Source organism: Pseudarthrobacter sp. RHLT3-21, assembly GCF_059383495.1.
The window spans coordinates 46,356-71,305 of the sequence record NZ_JBWZCI010000003.1 but is presented as its reverse complement, the minus strand read 5'-3'; the positions used below and the strand labels follow the sequence as shown (position 1 = coordinate 71,305).

Below are 24,950 nucleotides of genomic sequence, written 5' to 3'. Positions count from 1 at the left end.
CTGGGGAGCTGTGCCGCACGCCTAGGATGGGGAGCGTGAAAGAACAGGAAGTCCCCACGCACGACGGCGGCAGGCTGGCTTTGTACAGCTACGGAACCGAGGATGCGCCGGGAGAGCGCCGGGTGGTGGTCATCGGCGGGGCGTTCCTCACGGCCCTGATCTACCGGCCGTTCTCGATGGCCTTGGCCGACGGGCTGGGCGACGGGTGGGCTGTGGATGTCTATGACCGGCGCGGTAGGGGCAACTCCACCGAGCAGCCGGCCGACTATTCCATGGCCACGGAAATCGCCGATGTCCGCACGGTCATGGACGCGACGGGCGCCCGCAACGTCCTGGGCCACAGCCTGGGCGGGTCGGTGGCGCTGAACGCCGTCCAGGAGTTCGCGGGAACCTCCTACGAGCCGGACAAGCTGGCGGTCTACGATGCTGCGGTCAACATCGACGGCAGCATCGACATGTCGTGGCTGGACGAGTTCGAGGCCGCGGTGAACGCCGGCAAGGTGGGGCATGCCATGGCCCGGATGAAAAAGGGCATGCAGCCGGGCACCGCGCTTTCAAGGGTCCCCGAGCCGGTGCTTGCAGGGCTGATGGCCGTGGTGTCCCGCACGAGGGTGAACAAGATGCTCCGGGAGCTGATGCCCACCGGCGTCGGTGAACTGCGGGCCGCGTATGACGAGGCCGAACACGTCAGGAACTTCGCCGTCCTTCCCGCCAACACACATTTTATGGTGGGCGGCAAAAGCCCGAGCTACTACAAGGTCACGGCCCAGCGTCTCCATGCGGCCGTCCCGGGGAGCACATTCGAGCTCTCACCCAAGGGCTTCCACGGCTCCATCCCGGCCGCAGTGAAGGAACTTGTCACCGACATCGCTGAATACTTCAAGGGCTAAGGCATTCCGCAGGTTGCTCGGCTAGGCTCGGATCATGACGAGCGAGAACATCAATACCCCCGACGGCGGCACGCTGGAGCTCTTCTCCACGGGTGCTGAACTGGCGTCCGCCGGCTCCGGCGTGGTTGTGGTGCCGGCCTCCATGGTGACCGCGGCCGACTACACAAAGTTCGCCCAGAAGCTCAGCGCCGCGCTGGGCCGCCCGGTCCACACCTTCAACCGCCGCGGGCGCGGTTCATCGTCGCCGCAGGCCGAGGATTACACGCTGGACGCGGACATCCGGGACCTGGACGCCGTTATGAAACACACCTCCAGCACCGACGTGTTTGGACACAGCTTCGGCGGAGCGGTGGCCCTGCACGCGGCCCGGACCCTTCCCGTGGAGCGGCTGGCCGTGTATGACCCCGCTGTGTCTGTGAACCACAGTGTGAAAGCCGACTGGACTGCTGAATACGAACGCGCCACGGCCGCCGGGGACGATGACCGCGCCCTGGCCGTCCTCACGAAGGGCCTGGAGACCGGGGCCTTCTCCCGGATGCCGCTGTCCATGCTCACCATCGCCAACAAGCTCACCGCCGGCACGCACGTGGGCAAGCAGATGCGCGAACTGATGCGCACGGGCGTCCGGGAAATCAAGGCGATCATCGCCGCAGACATGCCGGCCGAGCCGTTCCTGGAACTGCCCCTGGAAACACTGATTATTGTCGGCGAGAAGAGCCCCGCCTACTTTGGTGTGGCGTGCGGCCAGATCCACGATGTCCTGTCCGGCTCCAGCTACACCAACCTGCAGGGTGCCGGCCACGACGGCGTCCTCCGCGCCCCGGACAAGCTCATCACCGAGCTCAGCGACTTCTTCGCCGGCTAGACGATATGAAGTGAGAGGTGCAGCGGTCCCCGACGCGAACGGACACTTGGCCGCGCCCCCTAAAGCGCGAACTGGCAGCAGATGACCTCAAATCCGGGGGATTTGAGGTCATCTGCTGCCAGTTCGCGCCGTTGCGAGGGGTGGTGGCGGCGGTGTCCGTCAGTGGCCGGCGCCGTGTCCCGGGGCGGCGCCTTCTGTTTTGCGCATCATCGCGGAAAGCACGACGGCGGCGAGGGCTATGACGGTCGCCGTCAGGAATGCTGCGCTCATGCCCGCAACGAGCCCTGACGCGGCCGAGACCACGGCGAAAATGGACACCAGCAGCGCCGTGCCGGCGGCACCGGCTACCTGCTGGGCGGTGCTCATGATTGCCGAGCCGTGCGAGTAGAGATGCGGCGGCAGCGGGTTCAGGCCGGTGGTAAATGCCGGGGTGAACAGCAGCGCCAGGCCGAAGCTCAGCCCCACGTGGAGGGTGACGATCCACCAGACCGGAGTGCCGGCGTCGAGCATTGAGAACTGCCACAGGGCCAGCACCATCAGCACGGAACCGGTAACGGTGAGCGGCAGCGGGCCCACCTTGTCGAACAGCCGGCCGATGAACGGGCCCAGCAGGCCCATCGCCAGCCCGCCCGGAAGCAGCGTAAGCCCGGTCTCCAGCGAACCCAGGCCGCGGATTTCCTGCAAGTAGAGCGGCAGCAGGATCACGCCGCCGAAGAGCGCCATCATGGCCACCACCATCAGCAGCACCGAAACCGTAAACATCCGGAAGTTGAAGGCGCGGAGGTCCAGCAGCGGGGCTTCAACCTTCTGCAGCCCGAGCTGGCGAAGCACAAAGAACGTCAGGCTGGCTACGCCGATGACCAGCGCGGCGATAGCCACGGTGCTCGGACCGCTTTGGCCGCCGTGCCCGCCGCCGATCTGGCTGAGACCGTACACCAGGCCACCGAAGGCAGGAACCGTTAGAAGTACGGAGAGGAAGTCGAGCTTGGTCTTCTCGGTTTCGCCCACGTTCGTCAGGTACTTGGCGCCGATGGCCAGGGCCGCCAGGGCTACCGGCAAGACAAAGACGAACATAAAGCGCCAGGTGAAGTGCTCCAGGATCAGCCCGGAGACAGTGGGCCCCATGGCCGGTGCCACGGAGATGGCGATGCTGACGTTGCCCATGACGGCACCGCGCTTGGCCAGCGGGACGAGGGTGAGGATGGTGGTCATCAGCAACGGAAGCATGATGGCCGTGCCGCCGGCCTGGACGATGCGGGCCAGGAGCAGGACCTCAAAACCGGGGGCGACTGCCGCCAGGGCGGTGCCGCCGGCGAACAATCCCATGGCGAGCATAAAGACCGCTCTTGTGGACAGGCTTTGGAGGATGAACCCTGTGGTGGGGATGACCACGGCCATGGTGAGCATAAAGCCGGTGGAGAGCCACTGCACGGTGGGCGCGTCCACGCCCAGGTCAACCATCAGCCGCTGCAGGGCAACGTTCATGATGGTCTCGTTCAGGATCACCACAAAGGTCGCCACGAGCAAGGTGGCGATGATGGTCACCGATTCGCGGGACATTTTCTCCGGCGCGGAGGACTTCGGCGCCGCCGCACGCGCGGACGGCCCGGACTGTCCGGAGGCGTCCGAAGAGACTTCTGTAGACATGGGTGTTCCCTCAGGGAGTAAGTATGAAGTGTTGCGCGAGCATCGTCGCTGCAGATTCCAACACTCTACCGTCCGGAGTAATTCCGGCGCACGGGTTTTTTCTTCGGCACGGGCGTATTCTGGCCCCCGGCGTAGGCTGCGTGGAGTGAACCCCCGGAGGGTTTTTCGTGGTGCTTAAGTGACCGTTCGCGCCGGGGTCAGCTGCGGTGGTGCGCGATCAGCCAGCCGGCCATCTGCTGGGCCCGCATCGCCGCCATGGCGTCCCCCTCGGTGGCTGAGACGATTGACCCCTTCATGAGGATGTGCCAGGACCGGGCGAAATCCTCCGGGCGGTCCAACCCGGCCTGCTCCGCGAGGGCCTGCACATGGCCCCTGATCCTGGCCAGGTAATCGATGCTGGCCTGGCCCAGCGGATGTGCCGGTCCCATTTCAAGCAGGATGTTGATGAAGGAGCAGGCTTCGAAGTCGTCGCGCAGGAACCAGTCGCCGAAGACGTCGAAGATGGCCAGCAGTTGTTCAGTGGGGGTGGTGCCGCGCAATTTGGCCTGGCCAACGATGGAATCAACTGTCCATAACTGGTCCCGCTGCTCCAGGAACGCCAGGACCAGCGCGTTCTTGGACGGGAAGTGGCGGTAAAACGTTGCCTTGGCCACGCCGGAGCGCTCGATCAGTTCGTTGACACCAACGTCCCGCACACCGCGGCGGGAAAACAGTTCGTAAGCCACAGCCAGGATTCGGCCCCGGGAATCGGCAGGGAGAACTGCCGCCTCGGCGGGCAAATCCGCGGGAACCGGCGTGGGTTCTACAGTGTGGTCTGCATCGAAAATCATCGTAGGAATACTTTACCCCGAGGGGCAGACAGACCAGTCTTACTCGCGGTAATGTTTTCCGGACGCAGTGCTTTGACTCCGATGGAATCCCCTCCAGGGTCCTGTCGGCTTGGTGTAAGGAGGCCCCAATGTCAGCAGAGCGAAGGTTCGAATTTGTCGCGTGTGATGATACTGACCCGTGGATTGAGAGCACCACAGCGTCCGCCGAGGTCAGGCACTTCGCCCGGGAGTCCCTCAGATGGCAGGCACAGGAAATCATCGACGAAGTGCTCAGCGGAACCGCCCCCGGCGAGGAGTTGGCGAGGGCAAGGTTGCGCCGCTGCGTGGCCCAGAACCCGGGCAGGCCCGAACGTGCGCTTCTCCGGCAGCTGATGCTCAACCGCGACCCCGACGGCGAATCAACACAGTAGTGCAACTCCTTCCTCCGCCCGCAAGGCGCACCTTACCCTGCCTTACAACGTGAGACTGCTGTCCACAATGCGCCCGGCGGTCACATGGATGCTCTGGCTGTTGGCGCCTGCATGGCTGGGCAGCATGTTGAACGCTGCATTCATGTCCACGCCGTCGGTGTGGGAAATGACGCCCTTGGCCTGCTCGATCAGCACCCGGGTGTTCAATGCCAGCTGCAGCTGCTCATTTACCAGTGCCGCTTCCCTGATGGTGCGTTCCTGCATGAGGCTGATGGTGGCGACGTCGGGCAAGGGCCAAATTCAGCAAAGCCCGCGCCATGAAAGACGAACAGTGATGAGGAGCTCTGGGGCGCCCGGAACCGGACGCTACATATCAGCTGCTCAGCGGCACGTTATCGATCAGCCGGACCGGCCCCACCTTGGCCGCGATGAGGGCCAGGCCCTCGCCGCGGAACGGGACTTTCCGGCAGTTTTCGGCCAGCGGCTCAAGGGTGCGGGGATCCACCACGTCGAAGTAATCCAGTCCCACCAATGGCTGGGATTCCACCAGGGCCTGGGCCGATTCCAGATCAAGCGGCTGGTGGGCGTTCGCCCGCTCCGCCAGGAGCCGCAGCGCCCGTGACAACACCAGGGCGGCCTCCCGTTCCTCCGCGGACAGGAACCGGTTGCGGCTGGACAGGGCCAGGCCGTCCTCGGACCTGACCGTGGGAACGGCAACAATTTCGACGGGGAAGTTCAGGTCCGCCACCATCCGGCGCACCAGCGCCAGCTGCTGGGCGTCCTTTTGCCCGAAATACGCCCGGTAAGCCGGCAGTCCCCCGCCGCCGGAGGCAAAAGCACCGGCCGGCGGAAGCCCTGCGCCCGGGATCCCGTAGTGCAGCAGCTTGGCAACCACTGTGAGGGCGCCGTCGAAATGGCCTGGCCGTGAGGCGCCTTCCCATTTCTCTCCCAAGGCGCCGGCGGTCACGCGCACCAGCGGCTCGCCGCCGGGATAGACCTCTTCCACCGGCGGCGCAAAGACCAGGTCCACGCCCTGTGCTTCCAGCAGGGCAAGATCGGCGTCGAGCGTGCGCGGGTACCGGTCCAGATCCACCGCATCACCGAACTGCAGCGGGTTCACAAAAACGGACGCCACCACCACGTCGTTCTGTTCGACGGCGGTGCGCGCCAGCCGGGCGTGCCCTTCGTGCAGCGCGCCCATGGTGGGCACCAGGCCCTGCGACCTGCCCGTCTTCTGGGCGAGCAGCCGGGCACTCGCTTCCCGGAGCGCTGCGGCAGTTGTCACCAGTTGCGTGGCCATGTCAGTCTTCCTCTTCCAGGGCCGCGCGGAGGGCCCCTACTTGATCCGCTTTGAGCAGCCCCCGGCTGTTTGCCCGCAGTGCCGTGGCGCGGGCCATGGCGAGGTAAGCCTCCAGCACATCGCCGTGCGCACCGGCGTCGTACTCCCGCAACGCCTCAGCGTGGGCCGCCACCGTCCCCACATCGCCGCGGGCCACCGGCCCGGTCAGCGCCGATTCGCCGGAGGCGAGGGCGTTCTCCAGCGTGGCCCGCAGCAAAGGCCCCAGCATCCGCTCCGGCGCGTCCACGCCAACGTCGCGGAGCAGCTGCGACGCCTGCGCCACCAGGGTGACCATATGGTTCGAGCCATGGGCAAGGGCCGCGTGGTACAGCGTCCGGTCCCCCTCGGCGATGGCCACGGGTTCGGCACCCATCTCCACTACCAGCGCCTGGGCAATGGGCAGCATCGCGGCATCAGCGGTAACGCCGAAAGTGCAGTCCAGCAGTCGTGTCAGGTCCAGGCTCATGCCAGTGAATGTCATGGCGGGGTGCAGCGCAAGGGGGATGGCTCCGGCGGCGCGCACCGGGCGAAGCACCCCCACTCCGAACCTTCCAGAAGTGTGCGCCACGATCTGTCCGGGCTGCCACGCTCCGAGTTTGGCGAGACCGTCCACCAGTCCGGCGAGGGCATCATCGGGCACGGCCAGGAGCACCAGTTGGGACCGTTCCACAATGTCCTGGATCTCCAGAATGGGCACGCCTGGCAACAGCGTCTCCGCCCGTTCACGGCTGGCCTCGGACACCGCGGAAACCCCGACGACGGCGTGCTCGGCCGAGCGCAATGCCGCACCAAGGACTGCGCCCACCTTCCCGGCACCGATGATTCCGACGCCAAGGCGCCCGGGCTTAGCCACGATGCGGGCCTTCCTGTTGGGGACTGGTTTCGACGGGCTCGACCACCGGAGCAGCCTCAACCACCGGAGCGGGCTCAATCACCGGAGCAGCCTCAACCACCGGGGTTTCGCTCCCCAACCGCTCCCTAACCTCGCGAGCTCGGTCAGGGAACCCTGCGGTCGTGGCCCCAGGCTCAACCACCGTTGCCAGCCAATGTTCGCTGGTCTGCCGCTTACGGGCGAGCCGGGCGCGGGCGGACTGGGCATCAAAAAGGGCCCGGGCCTCGTCAAGTCCGGCCTGGGTGAGCCGCGGCGAGACCGGCCCCGCTGTGGTGTGCAGGACAAGGTCCGCCACACGGAACCGCCGCGCGAGCGGACCTTGGTGCAGTGCCATTGACTGGGTGCGCTGGTGCGGGACCACCACCAGTTCCCGCCACCACCGGCCCGAGCGGATCAGCAGTGCGGTGTCAGTGGTGGCGAAGCCGTTGCGGCGCCAGCCCAGCGGAGCGAGGAACCTGCCACGGTGCGGCGTGGTGACGAATCCGCCGTCGGAATCCAACCCCGAGAGCCCGGCAACGAAGATGCGTCCGGGTTCCGGCGTTCCGGGATCCGGCAGCACGAGTGCGAGCATGCTCATGACGTCGGGCAGCTTGCCCACGGGCAGCAGTGTGGTCCGGGACGCCGTCTCGCCGTTGCTTCCGGCGGCGCCGTAGCCGGCCACGTTGACCTGGATCCGGTACCAGCCGAAGATCCGCCACAGCGGGGACTGGGCCACTTTCAGCGCCTGGACCCGGCCCGGGGGCAGCGTCTGCGCCTGCGTGTCCAGCAGCCCGTAACGGAGCCGGATCCCGTCCGGCGAAATGGCCGCGGTGAAGTTGTAGCCCTTATTAAAGGAGCCCCAGTAGCTGGCGGCAAGGCCCAGCACCGCCGGGATCAGGTAGAAGAAGAAGCCGCGGTTTTCCGTCACGGCGGACAGGATCACGGAGGCGATGCCGCCCACCACCACGAAGAAGCTCTGCTCGCTGAGAAGCAGGGAACCGATAAGGCGCGACGGCGGCACCGACAGCACCGGGTATTCGGGCGCCTCGGGTGCGGCTTCCTGTGGCCGGGCCGGGTCCGGGACAACGCCTGCGGCCCGTGCCAGGATGGTGGCCCGGAGCTGGCGGGCGTCGTCCATCCGCAGGTAGGCCAGTTTGACGGCTGATTCACCGGCGTCGGCCACCTCGAACTTAAGTTCGGCCAGGCCGAAGATCCTGGCCAGGAGGGGCTGCACGATGTCGATGGCCTGGACGCGGTCCAGCCGGGCCTGCCGCTGCTGCCGGAAAAGGAAGCCGGAGTTGACCCGAACATACCCTTCGGAGACCTGGTACTTGGTGAAGTACCAGGTCAGGATGAAGCCCAGCACGGTCACTACCAACACGATGCCGCCGCCGGCCACCAGCCAGGGTGCCCGGCCCGCGAAGTCCTCCTCAAAGAGAGGACGGCCCTGCAGCAACCGCTCGAAAATGTCCCGCCCGAAGAAAAACCCTATGGCCGCCAGTGCCACCCAGCCGCGCACAAAAGGCGACGCCGGATGCACACGCAGCCACTCGCCGTCGGGCGCTACCGGAACCGCACTCGGCGCGCCGGCCTCCGGAACGTTTGACGTCACAGCCCTGCCAGCCTCGCTTCGCCGCGGGCGGCGAGCTGCTCGCGCAGGCGTGCCCCCTCCGCAGCGGGCAGGCCGGGGATGCTGGCGTTGGTTCCAGGTGAGGCTGTGTGGAGTTTGAGCGTGCAGAGGCCCAGCCCGCGTTCCACCGGGCCCACGCCAATGTCCACGTACTGCATGCGGCCGTAGGGAACCGTCATGGTCCGTTGGAAGAAAATTCCGCCCCGGATCAGCAGGTCATCGTCGCGCTCGGCATAGCCGATGGCGCGCACCTGGCGCGGGATCAGCAGCAGCCGCCAGATGGCCAGGACCAGGGTCACCGCCGGGACAGCGATGGCCAGCCACAGGGGCGGCCACCGCCACGAGCCGAGCAGGACAAAGACGAGTGGCAGGGACAGGACAATCACCGTGACCAGGTTCCCGATGGCCCACTGCACCAGCCGCACGGTGACGTATTTCGGGGATACCCGCTGCCAGGTAATGCCTGGTGGATCAATCGCCTCTGTACGCATATTCGCCTTCCCCTGCGGCTTCGCCGCGTACCCCCCGGCCGGGTTTCCCGTCACCGGGCGTTGCATCGGTGTCTTCGGGCGGGATCTTGCAGAACCGCTCTACCAATAGGCCGACGACGATCATCACCAGACCGCCACCGGCGATCGCAATTGCGACCCAGGTGATGCCTTGGTCGCTGCGCAGGTTCCAGATCCGCAGCTGGTCCAGGAAGATCCCGGCGTGCCAGCCCAGCAGGACCGTGCCCGCGTAGGCGCACGCCTGGGCGAGGACCAGGGTCCTGGCGGCCAGGATCGGGTCCAGCGCCTTCTTGCGTTTGGTGCTGTTGCGCCACCGGAGCACGCGGATGCCAAGAACCAGGGTGATGGCAACAATCACGCCCATGGTGGCCAGCGCGGTGGCCGGAAGAACCGGTGTGGCCATGCTGTACCGTGTGGTCACCACGGTGGCAGACCAGCCAGCCACGGTCAGGACCACGCCGATAAGCAGCAGGCGGAAAGGGTTGATGGGCTTCACCGGTTACTCGACCGCCCCGGCTGTGGGGGCGCCGTCGTAATCGCCGAAACCGTCGAACGGGGCGAGATCGCCAAAGTCGGGGGCGCGGGCAGCCAGCTCGCTGATGCGTTCCCCGCCCAGGGTGGCCGCCGGCTCGATGAGGGACCACGGATACAGCACAAAGGCGCGTCCGGCGGCACGCGGGTGCGGCAGGGTCAGCACCGGGTCGTCACTGGTGAGGTCGCCGTAGGTGATGATGTCGACGTCGAGCGTCCGGGGTCCCCAGCGCACTTCACGAACGCGGAGGTGCTTGTTTTCCACCGCCTGGCAGTGCTTCAGCAGCTCCGCCGGGGACAACGTGGTTTCCACGGTGATGATCATGTTCAGGAAGTCGGGCTGGCTGGCCGGGCCGCCAACGGCTTTGGTCTGCACCACCGGGGAAACGGCCTGCAGGCGCACCTCCGGCGGGTCCACCAGGTCAGCAACGGCCTCGGACAGGGTGTCGTTCCGCTCGCCCAGGTTACTGCCGAGGGCCAGGACGGCTTTGGTGTATCCGCCGCTCATGACCGCTGCCCGTCCTGCCAGGCACTGTGTGTCCTGTTCCGGTGCACGCTGACAGCCACATCGCCGAAGGGGACTTCGATGGGTGCCTTGGGCTTGTGCACGGTGATGTCCACTGCCTGGATGGTGAATTCGGCGAGCAGGCCATCGGCGATCCGGACGGCCAGGGCCTCGATCAGGTTCAGCGGCTCCCCCGTGATCCAGTCCTTGATCCGCTCAGCCACCTCGCCGTAGTGGGCGGTGTCCCGGACGTCGTCGGATACTGCGGCTTTGGCGAAGTCCAGGTGCAGCACGGCGTCCACCACAAACGGCTGGCCTTCGCGGCGCTCGAAATCGAAGACGCCGTGATGGCCGACGGCGGTGACGCCGCTCAGCGTGATCCTGTCCATGGGTGCCCGGCCTAGGTGGTGGTAGGGGCGGCGGCCATCCGCGCGGCCACCTTGACGGCGTCAAGGCTTGGACCGACGTCGTGCACACGGACGGCCCAGGCCCCCCGGAACGCGCTGATCGCGGTGATGGCGGCCGTGGCGGCGTCGCGTTCCTCGGGAGCGGCGGACTTGCCGGCGACGGTGAGGAGTGTGCCCAGGAAACGCTTGCGGGAGGCGGCCACCAGGACCTTGTGCCCCAGGCTATGCAGCTGGTCCAGGTGCTGCAGGAGCTCCCAGTTCTGGGCGTCGTTCTTGGCGAAGCCCAGGCCCGGGTCAACGATGATCTGCTCTTTGCTCACCCCGGCTGCGTAGAGCTTGTCGCGGACGCCGGCCAATTCTGCCACCACTTCGCCGGCCACATCCTGGTATTCGGCCAGGGAGTTCATGGTGCGGGCGTCGCCGCGGCGGTGCGTGAGGACATACGGCACCTTGGATGCGGCTACGAGCTCGGCCATCTCCGGCTCGATGGTCAGCCCGGAAACGTCGTTGATGATGGCGGCGCCGGCCTTCAGGGCAGCGGCGGCCGTGGAGGCATGCGTGGTGTCGATGCTGACCAGGGTGCCCGCCTTGACCAGGGCTTCGATGACGGGGATCACCCGGCGCTGTTCTTCCTCCGGGCTGACGTCCTCCGCGTCGGGGCGCGTCGATTCGCCGCCGACGTCGATGATGTCCGCTCCGGCGTAGAACATCCGAAGGCCTGCCGCGATGGCAGTGTCAGCCGTGGCGTGCTTTCCGCCGTCGCTGAAGGAGTCCGGTGTGACGTTCAGGATGCCCATGACCAGGGTGCGGCCGGTGGGCAGGTCGGCGAATTTCGCGGCGGGGCGGGGTTTGCGCAGGATGGGCAGCGGAGATGTTGCGGGCCCGGTTCCCGGGGCTGCAGCTAGTGAGTCCATGGTCTGTTACTTACCTTCCGAGGATGAGGCTCATGGCTTCGGCACGGGTGGCCGGGTCATGAAGCTGCCCGCGGACCGCACTGGTGACGGTCTTTGCTCCGGGCTTGCGGACACCGCGCATGGACATGCACATGTGTTCGCATTCGACAACGACAATCGCGCCACGCGGCTTGAGGTGGCTGACCATTGCTTCGACGATCTGGGTGGTGAGCCGCTCCTGCACCTGGGGGCGCCGGGCGTAGATGTCCACGAGGCGTGCCAGCTTGCTGAGCCCGGTCACTTTTCCTTCGTGGGAGGGAATGTAGCCGACGTGGGCCACTCCGTGGAACGGCACCAGGTGGTGCTCGCACGTTGAGTAGAACGGGATGTCCTTGACCAGGACCAGTTCTTCGTGGTCCAGGTCGAAGGTGGTGGAGAGGACGTCCGCAGGATCGAGGTGCAGCCCTGAGAACACCTCGGCGTAGGCTTTGGCCACCCGCCTGGGGGTGTCCACAAGGCCGCCGCGGTCCGGGTCCTCGCCGATGGCGAGGAGGATTTCACGGACGGCCGCCTCAATCCGGGGCCGGTCCACCTTCTCGTGCTTTTTGTGGTGGGATCCGTCCTCCGCCGGGTGTCCGGCGGAGGCGGGAGCGTCGTCGTCGTCGAAGTGAGTCACAGAAGAAAGCTTAGCCGTGCGTGGCGTCAGGCCCGGAGTCGGGGATGCCGCCCTGGAACGCGGCGTCATCCGGGACACCCTGCGGGTGCAGCGGGAGCGCGTCCAGCGGTTCCTCGAGGCGGGCGTGCTTGGCTTCCTCCTGGGCTTCGCGCTCAGATTTCTCCAGGCGGGATTCCACGGGGCCGGCCTGCTGGACCGGACGGGTCTCCTTGGAAAGCCACACCTCGCGGAAGTCACGCTTGCGGATGTCCGTGAAGATGTGCGCGATTTCGGCCTGGTTGAGGGTCTCCCGTTCCAGGAGTTCCAGGGCCAGCTGGTCCAGGACGTCCCGGTTTTCGGTGAGGATGGCGTAGGCCTCGTCATGCGCCTGGTCGATCAGGCGGCGCACTTCCTCATCCACCACGTAGGCGATCTGGTCCGAGTAGTTCCGCTCGTGGCCGGCGTCGCGGCCCAGGAAGGGTTCGCCGCCGCCCTGGCCCAGGCGTACCGCACCGACTCGCTCGCTCATGCCGTACTCGGTGACCATCTTGCGGGCCGTGGAGGTGGCCTTTTCGATGTCATTGGAGGCTCCCGTGGAGGGATCGTGGAAGACGATCTCTTCCGCCACGCGGCCGCCCATCGCGTAGGCCATCTGGTCCAGCAGTTCGTTGCGGGTGATGGAGTACTTGTCGTTCTCCGGGACCACCATGGTGTAGCCCAGGGCGCGGCCGCGGGGCAGGATGGTGATCTTGGTGACCGGGGCCGAGTTCCGCAGGGCAGCCGCCACCAGGGCGTGTCCGCCCTCGTGGTACGCGGTGATTTTGCGCTCGTGTTCCTTCATCACGCGGCTGCGCTTCTGCGGGCCTGCCATCACGCGGTCGATGGCCTCGTCCAGGGCGCGGTCATCGATGAGGTTGGCATTGGAGCGTGCGGTCAGCAGGGCGGCCTCGTTCAGGACGTTCGCGAGATCCGCGCCGGTGTAGCCGGGGGTTTTCTTCGCCACGGCCTTGAGGTCAACGCCCGGGGCCATCGGTTTGCCCTTGGCGTGCACCTGCAGGATCTGGTCGCGGCCGATCAGGTCCGGGGCGTCCACCGAGATCTGACGGTCAAAACGGCCCGGACGCAGCAGGGCCGGGTCCAGGACGTCGGGGCGGTTGGTGGCCGCAATCAGGATGACGTTGGTTTTGACGTCGAAGCCGTCCATCTCGACCAGGAGCTGGTTGAGGGTCTGCTCGCGTTCGTCGTTGCCGCCGCCGATGCCGGCACCGCGGTGCCGGCCGACGGCGTCGATCTCGTCGACGAAGATGATAGCGGGCGAGTTGTTCTTGGCCTGCTCAAAGAGGTCGCGGACACGGGAGGCGCCAACGCCGACAAACATTTCCACGAAGTCCGAGCCGGAGATGGAGAAGAACGGCACGCCGGCCTCGCCGGCGACCGCGCGGGCCAGGAGGGTCTTGCCGGTTCCCGGGGCGCCATAGAGCAGCACGCCCTTGGGGATCTTGGCGCCCACGGCCTGGAACTTGGCCGGTTCCTGGAGGAACTCCTTGATCTCCTGGAGCTCCTCCACAGCCTCGTCCGCGCCGGCAACGTCCACGAACGTCACCTGCGGCATGTCCTTGTTGACCATTTTGGCCTTGGACTTGCCGAACTGCATGATCTTCGAGCCGCCGCCCTGCATCCGGGTCATCAGGAACCAGAACAGCGCACCGAGGAGAATGACAGGGATCAGCAGCGATAGCAGCCCGGAGAACCAGTTGCTTTCGATCGGCTGATCCGTGTAGCCGTTCGCCGGCTTGGCAGCAGTGACGGCCTTGACGACGTCGGCGGCGCGGGCATCAACAAAGAAGAACTGGACGCTCTTGCCCTTGTCCTGCCCGTTGACATCCAGGGTGTCCTTAAGTGTCAGGTCAACGCGGTTTTCGCCGTCGAAGATCTTTGCCTGCTCAACCTTGCCGCTGTCGGCGAGGAGCTCAAGGCCCTTGTCCGTGTCGATCCGTGCCGCACCAGCGGGAGCCAGTGTTGCAAAGGCCACGAGAAGCATGGCGATCACAACAACGATCCAGATGCCCGGGCCCTTGAAGAAACTCTTAGCTTTCATCTGTTCGGGGGCTGGCCCCGTCCCTCCTGGTAGTGCTGCACGGCGAGTGGATCTGCGCGCGTGTGGTGCTGCATCAGCTACTAGCTATACACCGTTCGGAGTAATTCACGCACGGTACCACTCAAAAGTTCCCTCTGGGCGTAGCGGTTCCGGGGGCGCCCCGGCAGCCGCCCAGCGGTCTGCCCCGCTGGCTTAAATGCAGCGAGATGGCATGTCACGGCAATGTCCAGTCCTGGGACTGCCGTGAAATGCCATCTCGGCGGGAGTGGTTACTCGTAAACGTGCGGGGCGAGGGTGCCCACGAAGTCCAGGTTGCGGTACTTCTCGGCGTAGTCCAGGCCGTAGCCCACCACGAACTCGTTGGGGATGTCGTAGCCGACGTACTTGACGTCGATCTCCACCTTAGCGGCCGTGGGCTTGCGGAAGGCGGTGCAGATCTCCACGGATGCGGTGCCGCGGGATTCGAGGTTGGTCTTGAGCCAGGACAGGGTCAGGCCGGAGTCGATGATGTCTTCGACGATCAGGACGTCCTTGCCCATCAGGTCCGTGTCCAGGTCCTTGAGGATCCGAACAACACCCGAGGACTGGGTACCGGAGCCGTAGGAGGACACTGCCATCCAGTCCATCGAAACGTGGCTGTGGAGTGCACGGGCGAGGTCGGCCATGACCATCACAGCACCCTTGAGCACACCGACCAGAAGGATTTCGCGGCCTTCGTAGTCCTTGTCGATCTGCGCAGCGAGCTCGCCGATCCGCTGTTGGATTTGTTCCTTGGTGTAGAGAACGTGCTTGAGGTCTGCCTGGACGTCGTTTGAATCCACCAATGGCTCCTGTGTAGATGCGGGGTGCGACTATTCTTGGGGCGGTTTTTGAGGCCGGAATACTAGCTTCCCACAGCGGGCCGCTTCGCGGGGAACGGGGGCGCCGCCGTCGGGCCCGTCAGGGGTCCCGGGCCGCATTTCCGCCGCATCCCGCTGGGTCAGCTCGGCGAGGGAGAGCCGGTACACGCTCACCGCGCCAGGCAGCTCCACGGGACCGGCGGAACCCTGCCGCCGCAGCAGCGCTTCCGCCGCCAAAAGGCGCTGGTAGCTGGGTTGTTGGCCCCCGACGTCGGCCGCTGCCTTGGCGATGACCCGGAACCTGATGGCCGGGGAAAGTTCCCCCAGGGCCTCCTCCGGGAGGCTGATCTCCAGTCCGGACCTCTGGGCCAGGGCGGCAAATGTGCGATCTGCCACGTCCTCCAGATAGTCGGCGTCCTGCTGCAGGATGGACGCTGTCCGGGCCAGCGATGCAGCCACGCCGGGCCCGAGTTTTTCCTCCAACAGCGGCAGCACCTCCACCCGGGTCCGGGAGCGGGCAAACGACGGGTCGGAATTACTGGGATCATGCCAGGGTTCGAGGTCCTCGACGTCGCAGATCTCCAGGGTATCCGCGCGGCGCAGGCCCAGGAAGGGCCGCAGCAACAGGCCTCGGGCAGGCCGCATGCCCGCCAGCGAGCGCGTGCCGGAGCCTCGGGCAAGGCCCAGCAGGACCTGTTCGGCTTGGTCGTCCAGGGTGTGACCGAGCAGGATCGCGGCGGCTCCGTGCTCCCGGGCCGCGGCCTCCAACGCGACATGGCGGGCATCCCGGGCGGCAGCCTCCGGGCCCATCCCGGTGCTGGCGACGGTAACGGTCCGGAGGTCCACCGGGGAGAGGCCCAGTTCCTTCAGTGCCTGGACGGCGGCGGCAGCCACCCGGGCCGAGCCCTCCTGCAGCTGGTGGTCAACCACCACGGCGCCGACCGTCAGGGGGTGCCCGTCAACGTGGCCGCGTCGGGCGAAATAGGCTGCCACCGCCGCGAGGGCCATCGAATCCGGGCCACCGCTGCAGGCCACCAGCACGTGCGCCGGATAGCCGGCATCCGCCAGGGCGTTCTGGACCATTTTGCGCGCCTTGCCGACGACGGGCGCCAGCCGGCCGGGCCGTCGTCGTCCGCTTGAAGCCGTGCGGGTGTCCGGCAGTTTTGGAGCGTGCGGCAGCTTTGGGGTGTCCGGCACCTAGAGGCCCATCCGGTCAACCCACAGCTTGGGATCGTGGATTTCGGGCTCGGTGGGGAGGTTGTCGGCGGATTCCCACACGCGGTTGAAACCCTCCATGCCGACAACAGCCACGACCGCGCGGACAAACTTGGCGCCGTCGGAATACTGGCGCATCTTGGCGTCCAGGCCCAGAAGGCTGCGGATGAATTTCTCCATCACGCCTCGGTCCTTGCCACGGTCGGTGAAGCGCTGCCGGATGGTCCTGACCGAGGGGACGATGCTGGCGTCGACGGCGTCCATCACCACGTTGGCATGGCCCTCCAGCAGGCTCATCACTGCCGTCAGGTGGGACAGGGACGCCTTCTCCTCGGGGTTCTGCAGCAGGTCCAGGATGGCGCCGCGGCCGGGAGTGTTGCCCGTGGCGGTCCGGTCCTTGAGGGAACGCGCGGCGGCGGATGCACGCTCCATCAGCGAATCAACGTTGCCCAGCAGGTGCCCGCTGAGGTTGTCGATCTCGGAAAGCATGTGATGGCGGAGCCAGGGCGCGGCCGCGAACTGCACGCGGTGCGTCTGCTCGTGCAGGCAGACCCAGAGCCTGAAATCCTCCGGCGTGACGTTAAGCTCGCGCTCCACAGCCACAATGTTGGGCGCCACAAGCAGCAGCCGGCCGGCGGCCGGCGCTTTGGAACCTTCGGCGAGCGCGGCGAACGGATCGTACTGGCCCAGGACTTTGCTGGACAGGAACGCCAGGACAGCGCCGAGTTGGCTACCCGTGATGGCGCCGCTGACGCTGGCCGCCGCCGGGCTGACGTTGCCGCGGCGGCTTTCGAGCATTTTTTCCATGGCGGGTTTGAGCATCACGGCAAAGCTCTGCGTGTTGGCCTTGGCCCAGCTGGCCCGGTCCACTACCAGGACAGAGGAGTCGCGGAGGTCGCGTGCGGCTTCGAGGCCCGTGATTTCGTGGACGTGCGGGACGGAGACGTCCGCCAAGCGGCGCAGGCTGTCCACGGCTTCGCCGATTTCCGCAGAGGTGAGGGTGGGCCCTGCAGAGGCCAGCCGGGCCGCCGTGGACGCGGCCAGGTCCCAGTTGATCAGGGCCTGGGCCGGGCTGGATGATGCCGGGGCTGACGAATCACGCGCAGTGGACTCCATAGTCCCCATCACATCACAGCGGACGGCGGATGGTCCTTAAGTTCGCTCACCGGCGAAAGCCCCTGGGCTTCGGGCACCGGAGGAGCGCCAGTTACCGACCGCGTGGCAGCGGCCCTGACCCGCATGGGCTGCCCTGCCCCGCACGGACAGGGGCCCGGCACCGCTTTTGCGGGGCTGGACCGCTGTTGCCTTGGGGACCGCGGTAGCTGCCAGGACGGGTGTTTCGGAGGCCGCTCGTGCCCGGTTAGCGGCAGCCGCAGGCAGCGAGCGCCGTGGCGGCCCGGTCCAGGGCGTCCCGGTTCCCGGCCGCACCAGGCGCCAGACCGTTGCCGATGAACGAGAAGACCAGGAGCCGCCCGTCTGCGTCCACCACGTAGCCGCTGAGTGCGATCACGGAGTTCAGGGTCCCGGTCTTGGCCCGCACCAGGCCGGCACCGCGGGCAGTGGCGTTATTCACATATCGGGTGTCCAGTGTTCCGGTCAGCCCCGCGACCGGAAATCCATCCAGCGCAGCCCGCAAACGGGTATCGGTCCCGGTGGTGATGGCACGCACCACTTCCACGAACTGGCGCGCGGAGACCTGGTTGGCCAGCGCCAGCCCGGACACGTCCGCCAGCCTCATGGCGTCCGTGGGGATCCCCAGGTCCGCGAGTTGGGCGCGGACTGCCGCGGTGGCGCCGTCGTTGCTGGCGGGCTCCGCCGCAGCCGCGGCTGCCATCCGGCCCAGGACCTCCGCCAGGTAGTTGTCCGAGGTCTGCAGCATGAGGTCAACCTGTTGGCCGACCGTGGCGGACTGGACCTCGGCCAGGACCGCCGGCTCTCCTCCTGGGGGCACATCGCCCGAAGGCGCGGTGTAACGTTCGACGCCGGCCGCTACCGCCAGTCCCGCAGCGGCACCTGCCGCCTTGAGCTGCGCGGCAAACGCCTCCGCGGCGGTGATTGCTGAGTCCTGGGGGCGCGGGCCGGTGGTCACGGCCGGGTCAAAGCGCGCCGAGTTCAGCGCCAGAGGGTACAGCGGGGCCACTTCGCCCGCCGCAACGTCCCCGTCAGCCCACGCGGGGTTCAGCGTTGGGCCGTTGAACAGGGAGTCGTCCACCAGGACCTTCAGCTCGCCGGTTGTTCCATTGGCCTGGAGCGCGTTCACGGTGGCGGTGGCCAGCGTGGCCAGCCCGGCGTGGCCCATGACCTGGTTAGGCGCGGATTCCCCGACGCCCAAGAGGACGTCGCCGCCGCCGGTCAGCACCACCTGGTTGGCATCTGATCCGGTCAGAGCCCTGGTGCTGAAACGGCGGGCCGGCCCGATTGCCCGGAGGGCGGCCACCGCGGTGAGCAGCTTCATATTGGAGGCCGGGACCCGGCTCTCCGAACCACCGCGGTCAAACAGGACCTGGCCAGTGATCGCATCCTGAACCAGCCCTGTAAAGGTGCCGTCGCCGTCGGGCTTTAACAAGGCGTCCAACTGCGCGGCCACGGCGGACGGCAGGGGGACTGGCGCCGACTCCGTGAGCGGAGCCAGGCCCTGCCGGGCGGAAAGCGTGGCCGGGGGCTGCTGCCAGGCGGGCACCACGGGCGTGGCTGGCGGCGGCGGCGGGACGACGAAAGCAGGGGCGACGAGCCACGCGGCGGGGAGGGCCAGGGCAACGATCACGGCCAGGAGGAGTGCCGTGGGCCAGGCACGCAGTCCGCGCTGGACCGTGCGCCGGAACGCGCCGGGGCCCGATGTTTCCTTCATGCTGGTGCTGGTCCTCAAGTCCTGAAATTTCCCCGCAAGTTCCTGAAACCTGGGCCTCTCGCTATATCCTCAATAGTAGTCGGCGGCACCGACACTCCTTTTTGTTGTTCATCTCCTGTGCCGCGAACCCCCTGCAATTGCCGAGGAGCATTCCATGAAGCACGACGTGACCATCGAGATTCCCAAGGGATCACGAGTCAAGTACGAAGTTGACCACGAGACCGGCCGCGTCCGCCTGGACCGCGTCCTCTTCACCTCCATGCAGTACCCCACGCACTACGGGTTCTTCGAAAACACCCTGGGCGAAGACGGCGATCCGCTGGATGCACTGGTGCTCCTGCAGGACTTCGATCTGCACCCCGGCGTCATCGTTGAGTCCCGCCCCATCGGCGTTTTCAACATGACCGACGACGGCGGCGGAGACGCCAAGGTCCTCTGCGTCCCGGTTGACGCCCGCTTTGACCACATCCAGGAAATCAGCGATGTCAGCGAATTCCTGATCAAGGAAATCGAGCACTTCTTCACCCGTTACAAGGACCTGGAGCCGGGCAAGTGGGTCAAGGCTGAGGGCTGGGGCGACCGCGCCGCCGCCGAGGCCGAGCTGGAAGCTTCCATCAAGCGTTACGTGCCGGCAGCGCACTAATCCCCACCGTCTCCCTCACCTCGCTTCGCTGGGTCAGAGAACCCTGACGGCGTGGGCCCTGTTTGGTACGACGGCGGGTGCCGGGTTCGCGAGAGCCCGGCACCCGCCGTCGTTGTTTAGCGAGTTGTTGTCCAGATATAGGGGCTTCGGCAGCGTTAAAGTCCCGATATCTGGACAAAAAACTCTGACGAGATCTGTGGGATCGTTGGCCTGTGAGTTCCGAGCCTTCGTTTAATCCTCCGCGCGGACCACTCACTGGGTGGCGGGACGGTGCGGTGGTGCGCGCTACCGGCATCCCCTACGCCACCGCTGGCCGCTTTCAGCCGCCGGTGGCGGCGTCCGGCTGGACCGCCGATTTTGCCGCCACCACCCTCGCGCCGGCCTGCCCGCAGGGCCCCGTTCCGTTCCTGGACGACGTCCTGGGTACCCGCTACGGCGAACTCCCCGGAAGTGAGGACTGCCAGCGCCTCTCGATCACCGTTCCGGCCGGGCTTGCCGACGGCGAGCAGGTCCCGGTCATGGTGTGGCTGCACGGCGGTTCCTACACGTCGGGATCCGGCGACCTGGCGATCTTTGATGCCAAGTCCCTGGTGTCCGAGAACCGGGTCATTGTGGTCTCCGTGACCTACCGGCTGGGCATGTTCGGATACCTGGCCACCGGCACCGGCCGGCCCGCGAACCTCGGCCTGCTGGACCAGATGGAAGCGTTCCGGTGGGTGCAGCGCAACATCGCGGCCTTCGGCGGTGACCCGGGGCGGGTCACCGCGTTCGGGCAGTCGGCAGGCGGCGACTCCGTAGTCCACCTCATGGCCACTCCGGAGGCGCCGGCCCTGTTCCGGCGGGCCATCATCCAGAGTGCACCGCTGGGAATCACCCGCGGCCGGCACAAGATGAGCCGCGCCATGGGCATCGCGGCCGAAGCCGTCACGGAAGACACCCCGATGCTGGACGTGGTGGCCATCGAAGATCATGTGTCTCAGGTGGCCCGGAAGTACGGCCTGATGGCAGCCATGCCGTTCGGCACCCAGTACGGGCACGCCCCGCTGCCGCCGGAATCACGCGTTGAGGCCGCCTGGAACGCCACAGCCCCGGGCATCGACGTGCTGATCGGGCACACATCCGACGAGGCCCGGCTGTTCCTGCCCCGGAGTCCCGTGGTCAGCCTTCTGGGCAAGGTCCCGGTGCTGGGTGCGGCCGCCGTGCGGGCCATTAACTGGGCGGTGACGGAGGCGGTCTACGGCCGGGCAGCCCGGAAGTTTGCCCGCCGCCACGCCCGCGCCGGCGGCAAGGCCTACAGCTACGTCCTTTCCTGGGGTGCACCCGGGAACTACTACCGTGCCGCACACACCGTTGACCTGCCGCTGCTCTTCGGAAACCAACAGACCTGGGCCACTGCCGGGCTCCTCAAGGGCGCAACCTGGGACGAGATCGACGCCGTGGGCCGTGAGATGCGCCGGCTGTGGGCTGACTTTGCCCGTGGCGACGGGTTGGGTGAGACGGGCGGGATTCCCGGCGCGCTCAAGTACCGCTCGATGTAAGCCCGAGTTTTTGTCCAGCTAAAGGGCGTGCCGCCGTGGCAAAGCGGCATTATGTGGACAAAAACTCTGAAGGGTCTCAGGCGTTGAGTACCCAGTTCCGGATCTCCTCCGGGTCCTCGCCGTGCGTGCGGGTGTGTTCGCGGGCCTGGATCCGCCGGTCCTGAAGGTCCTGCCGCAGCAGCGAGTGCTTTTCGGCCAGGCCGGGTACCCGGTCAATGGCATCGATGGCCAGCTGGAAGCGGTCGATCCCGTTGAGCATGGCCATGTCGAACGGCGTTGTGGTGGTTCCCTCCTCCTTGTAGCCGCGCACGTGCAGGCCCTCCTGGTTGGTGCGGCGATAGGCCAGCCGGTGGATCAGCGCGGGATAGCCGTGGTAGGCGAAGATGATCGGTTTGTCCGGGGTAAAGATTCCGTCAAAGTCCGACGCCGGAAGGCCGTGCGGGTGCTCACTCGAGTCCTGGAGCCGCATCAGATCAACGACGTTCACCACCCGGACCTTCAGCCCCGGGACACCCCGCTTCAGGAGTTCGGCCGCGGCCACCGTTTCCACGGTGGGCACATCCCCGGCACACGCCAGAACAACGTCCGGGTCCTCCCCCGGCACCTCCGAACCCGCGAACTCCCAAATGCCCAGCCCCCGCCGGCAGTGGTGCGCCGCGTCCGCCGGGCCCAGCCACGTGGGCGATGGCTGCTTGCCGCTGACCACAATGTTCACGTAATCGGTGGATGCCAGGCAGTGCTCCATGACCGAGAGCAGCGTGTTCACGTCCGGCGGCAGGTACACCCGGATGACCTCGGCTTTTTTGTTCACGGCGTGATCGATGAAGCCGGGATCCTGGTGCGAAAAACCGTTGTGATCCTGCTGCCACACATGGGACGAGAGCAGGTAGTTCAGCGACGCTACGGGCTGGCGCCACGGGAGCTTGCGGTGGACCTTGAGCCACTTGGCGTGCTGGTTGAACATCGAATCCACGATGTGGATAAATGCCTCGTAACAGCTGAACACCCCGTGCCGGCCGGTCAGAAGGTACCCTTCCAGCCAGCCCTGGCACAGGTGCTCGCTGAGCACTTCCAGAACCCGGCCCGAACGCGCAAGGTGCTCGTCGACGTCGTCAATCCGGTACTGCCAGACCTTGTCGGTCACTTCGTAGACGGCCTGAAGCCGGTTGGATGCCGTCTCATCCGGCCCGAAGAGGCGGAAGTTCTCCATGTTCAGTGAAATGACGTCCCGCATCCACGAGCCCAGGGTGATCATGGGGCTGATCCGTTCGGTGCCCGGCTCCGTGACGTCGACGGCGTGGGCGGCATAGGCGGGCAGCTTCAGGGGTTTGCGCAGCAGTCCGCCGTTGGCGTGTGGGGTGGCGCTCATCCGGAGGTTCCCGGTGGGCGCGTTCGTGGCGACGCCGGGCCGGAGCCGGCCGTCGCCGTCGAACAGTTCCTCCGGACGGTAGGACTTCAGCCACTCCTCGAGCTGTTTCAGGTGTGCGCCATTAGTGCGGACTTCCGCCAACGGGACCTGGTGGCTCCGCCAGGTGCCCTCCACCTCGAGTCCGTCCACTATCCGCGGCCCCGTCCAGCCCTTGGGCGAGCGCAGCACGATCATGGGCCAGTGCGGCGCAGCGCCGTTTCCGGGGGCGCCGGCTGTAGCGCCGCCGTCGTGCGCTTTCCCGTCCGCCCCGCCCGCCCCGCCCGCCTTGCCCCGGCGGGAGTCCTGGATAGCGCGGATCCCGGCCAGGCAGGCGTCGACGGCGGCAGCGAAGTCCCGGTGCGCCTGCTCCGTGTTGTCCGGGTTCTGGACGGTCACGAAATACGGTTCGTGGCCGTAACCACGCAGCAACTGCTCCAGCTGTTCCTGCGGCATACGCGCCAGGATGGTGGGGTTGGCGATCTTGTAGCCGTTCAGGTGCAGGATGGGCAGGACGGCACCATCCGCGGCCGGATCCAGGAAGTTGTGCGAGTGCCAGCTCGCCGCGAGCGGCCCTGTTTCGGCCTCGCCGTCGCCGATCACGACGGCGGTGATCAGCTGGGGGTTGTCGAACACGGACCCGTAGGCGTGGGCCAGCGCGTACCCGAGTTCGCCGCCTTCGCTGATGGACCCCGGGGTCTCCGGCGCCGCGTGGCTGGGAATGCCGCCGGGGTAGGAAAACTGGCGGAAGAGTTCGGCCATTCCTGCCTCGTCAGGGCCCACCTGGCCGTAGATTTCGGAGTACGTGCCCTCGAGCCAGGCGTTCGCCACTACAGCAGGACCGCCATGGCCCGGGCCGGCAACGAAGAGCATTTCCTGCGAGTCCCGGCGGATCACGCGGTTCAGGTGTGCGTAGACAAAGTTCAGCCCGGGAGTGGTGCCCCAGTGGCCCAGGAGCCTGGACTTGGTGTGGTCCGCGGCGAGGGGTTCCCGCAGCAGCGGATTTGAGCGCAGGTAGATCTGTCCCACGGATAGGTAGTTCGCGGCCCGCCACCAACGGTCCACAAGGTCCAGTGTTTCCTGCCCCAAGTTGTCCTGCCCCATGCTGCCGGCCATGACCATCCTCACGTAGCTGCGCGCCGCCGTCGGCAGCTGAGCCTCCATCGCAACACCTATCGGTACGCGGCACAACCCTGCCCCTGGGGGACTCCTCGCCGACTTGCCTTGGGCCAACTCCTAACCGGTAGTCTGTGATCCACATGTTCACGTTGACCATCAACCAAACGGATAGCCGGCGCGACGGCGACCGCGTCCCTCAGCTGCTGAAGGACCTGCGGCATATACCCGCGCGCCTGGATTTCGATCGGTCTGTGGAGGATGAAGTCCAGGGCATTGTGGACTGCCCGCACCAGGCCGTGGAGGCTGCCCTGGTCGCCTTGCGCTGCGGCTCCTGGTACGTAGGGCTCGGCGTCGGGCCGGTCAACGAGCCGCTTCCCAACCAGATCAAGGATGCCTCCGGCCACGGCCTGATCTATGCCCGGCGCGCGGTGGACCGGCTCCGGAACAGCAAAGAACGCATCCCGGTTGCCGTGGAAGGACCGCTGGCGGACGTCGCCCACGAAGCCGAGGCAGTGCTGCGGCTTTTGGGCCATATTGTGCGGGACAGATCCGGGGCTGAATGGCGCGTCCTGGACCTCATGACGCCGGGCGTGCGCGGGCAGCAGAAGGCCGTGGCGCAGGAACTCGGCATCACCACGCAGGCCGTCAGCAAAGCAGTGGCCAGGGCCCAATGGACCGAGGAACACGCTGCCCGTCCCGCCGCCGCACGGTTGCTGGGTCTCATCCTTGAGGTGCGCTGAACGGATCTGCGCTGAACGCGGCAGCGCAACACATTTGGTTCAGCGCGCCTTTGCAGGGCCGCTACTGCATGGCGCCGATGATCGCCCCCATCGCCGTGAAGGTCACGATGTTGTAGCTGGCGTTGATGGCGAACAGCGTAGGCTGCGGCGTTCAAAGAGGTAGTTGACGCCCAACGCGGCTGCCACCCAGGCCGCGCCGGTAGCCAGCCCGGCCAAGGCACCGAAGCCGGCGCCACCGCTGCCGATAAAGGCCGCGAGCACCACCGCCATCACCGCCGCGAGCAGGAACGATCCCACAAACACCCGCACTGTTCCGTGCTTTAGCTGCTCATCCGTCACGCCGGCCTCGCGTTGCCATACTTTGGCGAAGAGCACCGAGTACCAGAGCCCTCCCACTATGAAGCTCGCCAGCGCGGCCAGCAGCACGGCCAGCCAGTTGATGTTCAGTTCCACCGCAGTCACCCCTCCCGCAGACGCCGTTCGGCGGCGCCTACGGGTGGAGCCTACGTCAGCCCTCCCCCTG

The 24,950-nt window shown here is 66.7% G+C and carries 25 protein-coding genes; 6 read left to right on the top strand and 19 right to left on the bottom strand.

What is annotated here, in order from left to right; genetic code table 11:
- Positions 1-26 precede the first annotated feature (26 nt).
- Both AC50YA_RS04490 and AC50YA_RS04485 read left to right on the top strand, forming a co-directional pair.
- Positions 27-890, top strand: a complete 864-nt coding sequence (locus AC50YA_RS04490; protein WP_494981158.1) for an alpha/beta fold hydrolase — start codon at positions 27-29, stop codon at positions 888-890.
- 34 nt (positions 891-924) lie between these two features.
- Positions 925-1,755 (top strand): alpha/beta fold hydrolase, encoded by an 831-nt coding sequence (locus AC50YA_RS04485; RefSeq protein ID WP_494981157.1) that lies wholly within the window; start codon positions 925-927, stop codon positions 1,753-1,755.
- A gap of 159 nt (positions 1,756-1,914) precedes the next feature.
- Here AC50YA_RS04485 and AC50YA_RS04480 read toward each other — a convergent pair whose 3' ends face one another.
- Together AC50YA_RS04480 and AC50YA_RS04475 are read right to left on the bottom strand one after the other, a co-directional pair.
- Positions 1,915-3,402, bottom strand: coding sequence for a DHA2 family efflux MFS transporter permease subunit (locus AC50YA_RS04480; RefSeq protein WP_494981156.1), 1,488 nt, complete (start codon positions 3,400-3,402; stop codon positions 1,915-1,917).
- Positions 3,403-3,599: 197 nt separating this feature from the next.
- Complete coding sequence (locus AC50YA_RS04475) at positions 3,600-4,232, bottom strand: TetR/AcrR family transcriptional regulator (protein WP_494981155.1); 633 nt, start codon at positions 4,230-4,232, stop codon at positions 3,600-3,602.
- 128 nt (positions 4,233-4,360) lie between these two features.
- Between AC50YA_RS04475 and AC50YA_RS04470 the strand changes: the two genes are divergently transcribed.
- Positions 4,361-4,642, top strand: coding sequence for a hypothetical protein (locus AC50YA_RS04470; RefSeq protein WP_494981154.1), 282 nt, complete (start codon positions 4,361-4,363; stop codon positions 4,640-4,642).
- Positions 4,643-4,684: 42 nt separating this feature from the next.
- On the opposite strand, the gene AC50YA_RS04465 is transcribed toward AC50YA_RS04470, so the two are convergent.
- From AC50YA_RS04465 to dacB, 15 genes are all read right to left on the bottom strand, one after another.
- The gene (locus AC50YA_RS04465) at positions 4,685-4,933 is read right to left on the bottom strand and encodes an ANTAR domain-containing protein (RefSeq protein WP_494981153.1); all 249 of its coding nucleotides are present in this window, start codon (positions 4,931-4,933) and stop codon (positions 4,685-4,687) included.
- Positions 4,934-5,015: 82 nt separating this feature from the next.
- Positions 5,016-5,942 (bottom strand): 4-phosphopantoate--beta-alanine ligase, encoded by a 927-nt coding sequence (locus AC50YA_RS04460; protein ID WP_494981152.1) that lies wholly within the window; start codon positions 5,940-5,942, stop codon positions 5,016-5,018.
- Between the two features lies 1 nt (position 5,943).
- Positions 5,944-6,834: a Rossmann-like and DUF2520 domain-containing protein gene (locus AC50YA_RS04455; RefSeq protein ID WP_494981151.1), complete on the bottom strand. Its 891-nt coding sequence runs from the start codon at positions 6,832-6,834 to the stop codon at positions 5,944-5,946.
- Positions 6,827-8,464 (bottom strand): PH domain-containing protein, encoded by a 1,638-nt coding sequence (locus tag AC50YA_RS04450; protein ID WP_494981150.1) that lies wholly within the window; start codon positions 8,462-8,464, stop codon positions 6,827-6,829. The genes AC50YA_RS04455 and AC50YA_RS04450 overlap by 8 nt, the downstream gene beginning before the upstream one ends.
- Entirely contained in the window at positions 8,461-8,973 is a 513-nt protein-coding gene (locus AC50YA_RS04445) for a PH domain-containing protein (protein ID WP_494981149.1), read from the bottom strand. Before AC50YA_RS04445 ends, AC50YA_RS04450 begins: the two co-directional genes overlap by 4 nt.
- Positions 8,954-9,487, bottom strand: a complete 534-nt coding sequence (locus AC50YA_RS04440; protein WP_494981148.1) for a DUF3180 domain-containing protein — start codon at positions 9,485-9,487, stop codon at positions 8,954-8,956. The genes AC50YA_RS04445 and AC50YA_RS04440 overlap by 20 nt, the downstream gene beginning before the upstream one ends.
- A 3-nt stretch (positions 9,488-9,490) precedes the next feature.
- On the bottom strand, positions 9,491-10,030 hold the full coding sequence (folK, locus tag AC50YA_RS04435; protein WP_494981147.1) for a 2-amino-4-hydroxy-6-hydroxymethyldihydropteridine diphosphokinase: 540 nt from the start codon (positions 10,028-10,030) through the stop codon (positions 9,491-9,493).
- Positions 10,027-10,416, bottom strand: a complete 390-nt coding sequence (gene folB / locus AC50YA_RS04430) for a dihydroneopterin aldolase (RefSeq protein WP_494981146.1) — start codon at positions 10,414-10,416, stop codon at positions 10,027-10,029. Before folB ends, folK begins: the two co-directional genes overlap by 4 nt.
- 11 nt (positions 10,417-10,427) lie before the next feature.
- Positions 10,428-11,348 carry a dihydropteroate synthase gene (gene folP / locus AC50YA_RS04425; RefSeq protein ID WP_494981145.1) on the bottom strand — a complete coding sequence of 307 codons (921 nt, stop codon included), beginning with the start codon at positions 11,346-11,348 and terminating at the stop codon, positions 10,428-10,430.
- A 10-nt stretch (positions 11,349-11,358) separates the two neighbouring features.
- On the bottom strand, positions 11,359-12,003 hold the full coding sequence (gene folE, locus AC50YA_RS04420; RefSeq protein ID WP_252601775.1) for a GTP cyclohydrolase I FolE: 645 nt from the start codon (positions 12,001-12,003) through the stop codon (positions 11,359-11,361).
- A 10-nt stretch (positions 12,004-12,013) separates the two neighbouring features.
- On the bottom strand, positions 12,014-14,080 hold the full coding sequence (gene ftsH / locus AC50YA_RS04415) for an ATP-dependent zinc metalloprotease FtsH (RefSeq protein ID WP_494981144.1): 2,067 nt from the start codon (positions 14,078-14,080) through the stop codon (positions 12,014-12,016).
- 269 nt (positions 14,081-14,349) lie between these two features.
- Positions 14,350-14,901 (bottom strand): hypoxanthine phosphoribosyltransferase, encoded by a 552-nt coding sequence (hpt, locus tag AC50YA_RS04410; RefSeq protein ID WP_463918294.1) that lies wholly within the window; start codon positions 14,899-14,901, stop codon positions 14,350-14,352.
- Positions 14,902-14,931: 30 nt separating this feature from the next.
- Positions 14,932-16,002: a tRNA lysidine(34) synthetase TilS gene (gene tilS, locus AC50YA_RS04405; RefSeq protein WP_494981143.1), complete on the bottom strand. Its 1,071-nt coding sequence runs from the start codon at positions 16,000-16,002 to the stop codon at positions 14,932-14,934.
- 114 nt (positions 16,003-16,116) lie between these two features.
- Positions 16,117-17,250 (bottom strand): zinc-dependent metalloprotease, encoded by a 1,134-nt coding sequence (locus AC50YA_RS04400; RefSeq protein WP_494981142.1) that lies wholly within the window; start codon positions 17,248-17,250, stop codon positions 16,117-16,119.
- A 244-nt stretch (positions 17,251-17,494) separates the two neighbouring features.
- Positions 17,495-18,982 (bottom strand): D-alanyl-D-alanine carboxypeptidase/D-alanyl-D-alanine endopeptidase, encoded by a 1,488-nt coding sequence (gene dacB / locus AC50YA_RS04395; RefSeq protein ID WP_494981141.1) that lies wholly within the window; start codon positions 18,980-18,982, stop codon positions 17,495-17,497.
- Between the two features lie 154 nt (positions 18,983-19,136).
- Here dacB and AC50YA_RS04390 point away from each other — a divergent pair, with 154 nt between their 5' ends.
- The gene (locus AC50YA_RS04390; protein ID WP_056347687.1) at positions 19,137-19,625 is read left to right on the top strand and encodes an inorganic diphosphatase; all 489 of its coding nucleotides are present in this window, start codon (positions 19,137-19,139) and stop codon (positions 19,623-19,625) included.
- A gap of 212 nt (positions 19,626-19,837) precedes the next feature.
- The gene (locus AC50YA_RS04385; RefSeq protein WP_494981140.1) at positions 19,838-21,163 is read left to right on the top strand and encodes a carboxylesterase family protein; all 1,326 of its coding nucleotides are present in this window, start codon (positions 19,838-19,840) and stop codon (positions 21,161-21,163) included.
- 76 nt (positions 21,164-21,239) lie between these two features.
- On the opposite strand, the gene AC50YA_RS04380 is transcribed toward AC50YA_RS04385, so the two are convergent.
- Entirely contained in the window at positions 21,240-23,684 is a 2,445-nt protein-coding gene (locus tag AC50YA_RS04380; RefSeq protein WP_494981360.1) for a phosphoketolase family protein, read from the bottom strand.
- A gap of 143 nt (positions 23,685-23,827) precedes the next feature.
- On the opposite strand from AC50YA_RS04380, the gene AC50YA_RS04375 reads away from it, so the two are divergent.
- The gene (locus AC50YA_RS04375) at positions 23,828-24,427 is read left to right on the top strand and encodes a hypothetical protein (RefSeq protein ID WP_494981139.1); all 600 of its coding nucleotides are present in this window, start codon (positions 23,828-23,830) and stop codon (positions 24,425-24,427) included.
- A 102-nt stretch (positions 24,428-24,529) separates the two neighbouring features.
- Here AC50YA_RS04375 and AC50YA_RS04370 read toward each other — a convergent pair whose 3' ends face one another.
- Positions 24,530-24,880 carry a DUF1761 domain-containing protein gene (locus AC50YA_RS04370; RefSeq protein ID WP_494981138.1) on the bottom strand — a complete coding sequence of 117 codons (351 nt, stop codon included), beginning with the start codon at positions 24,878-24,880 and terminating at the stop codon, positions 24,530-24,532.
- Positions 24,881-24,950: the final 70 nt, after the last annotated feature.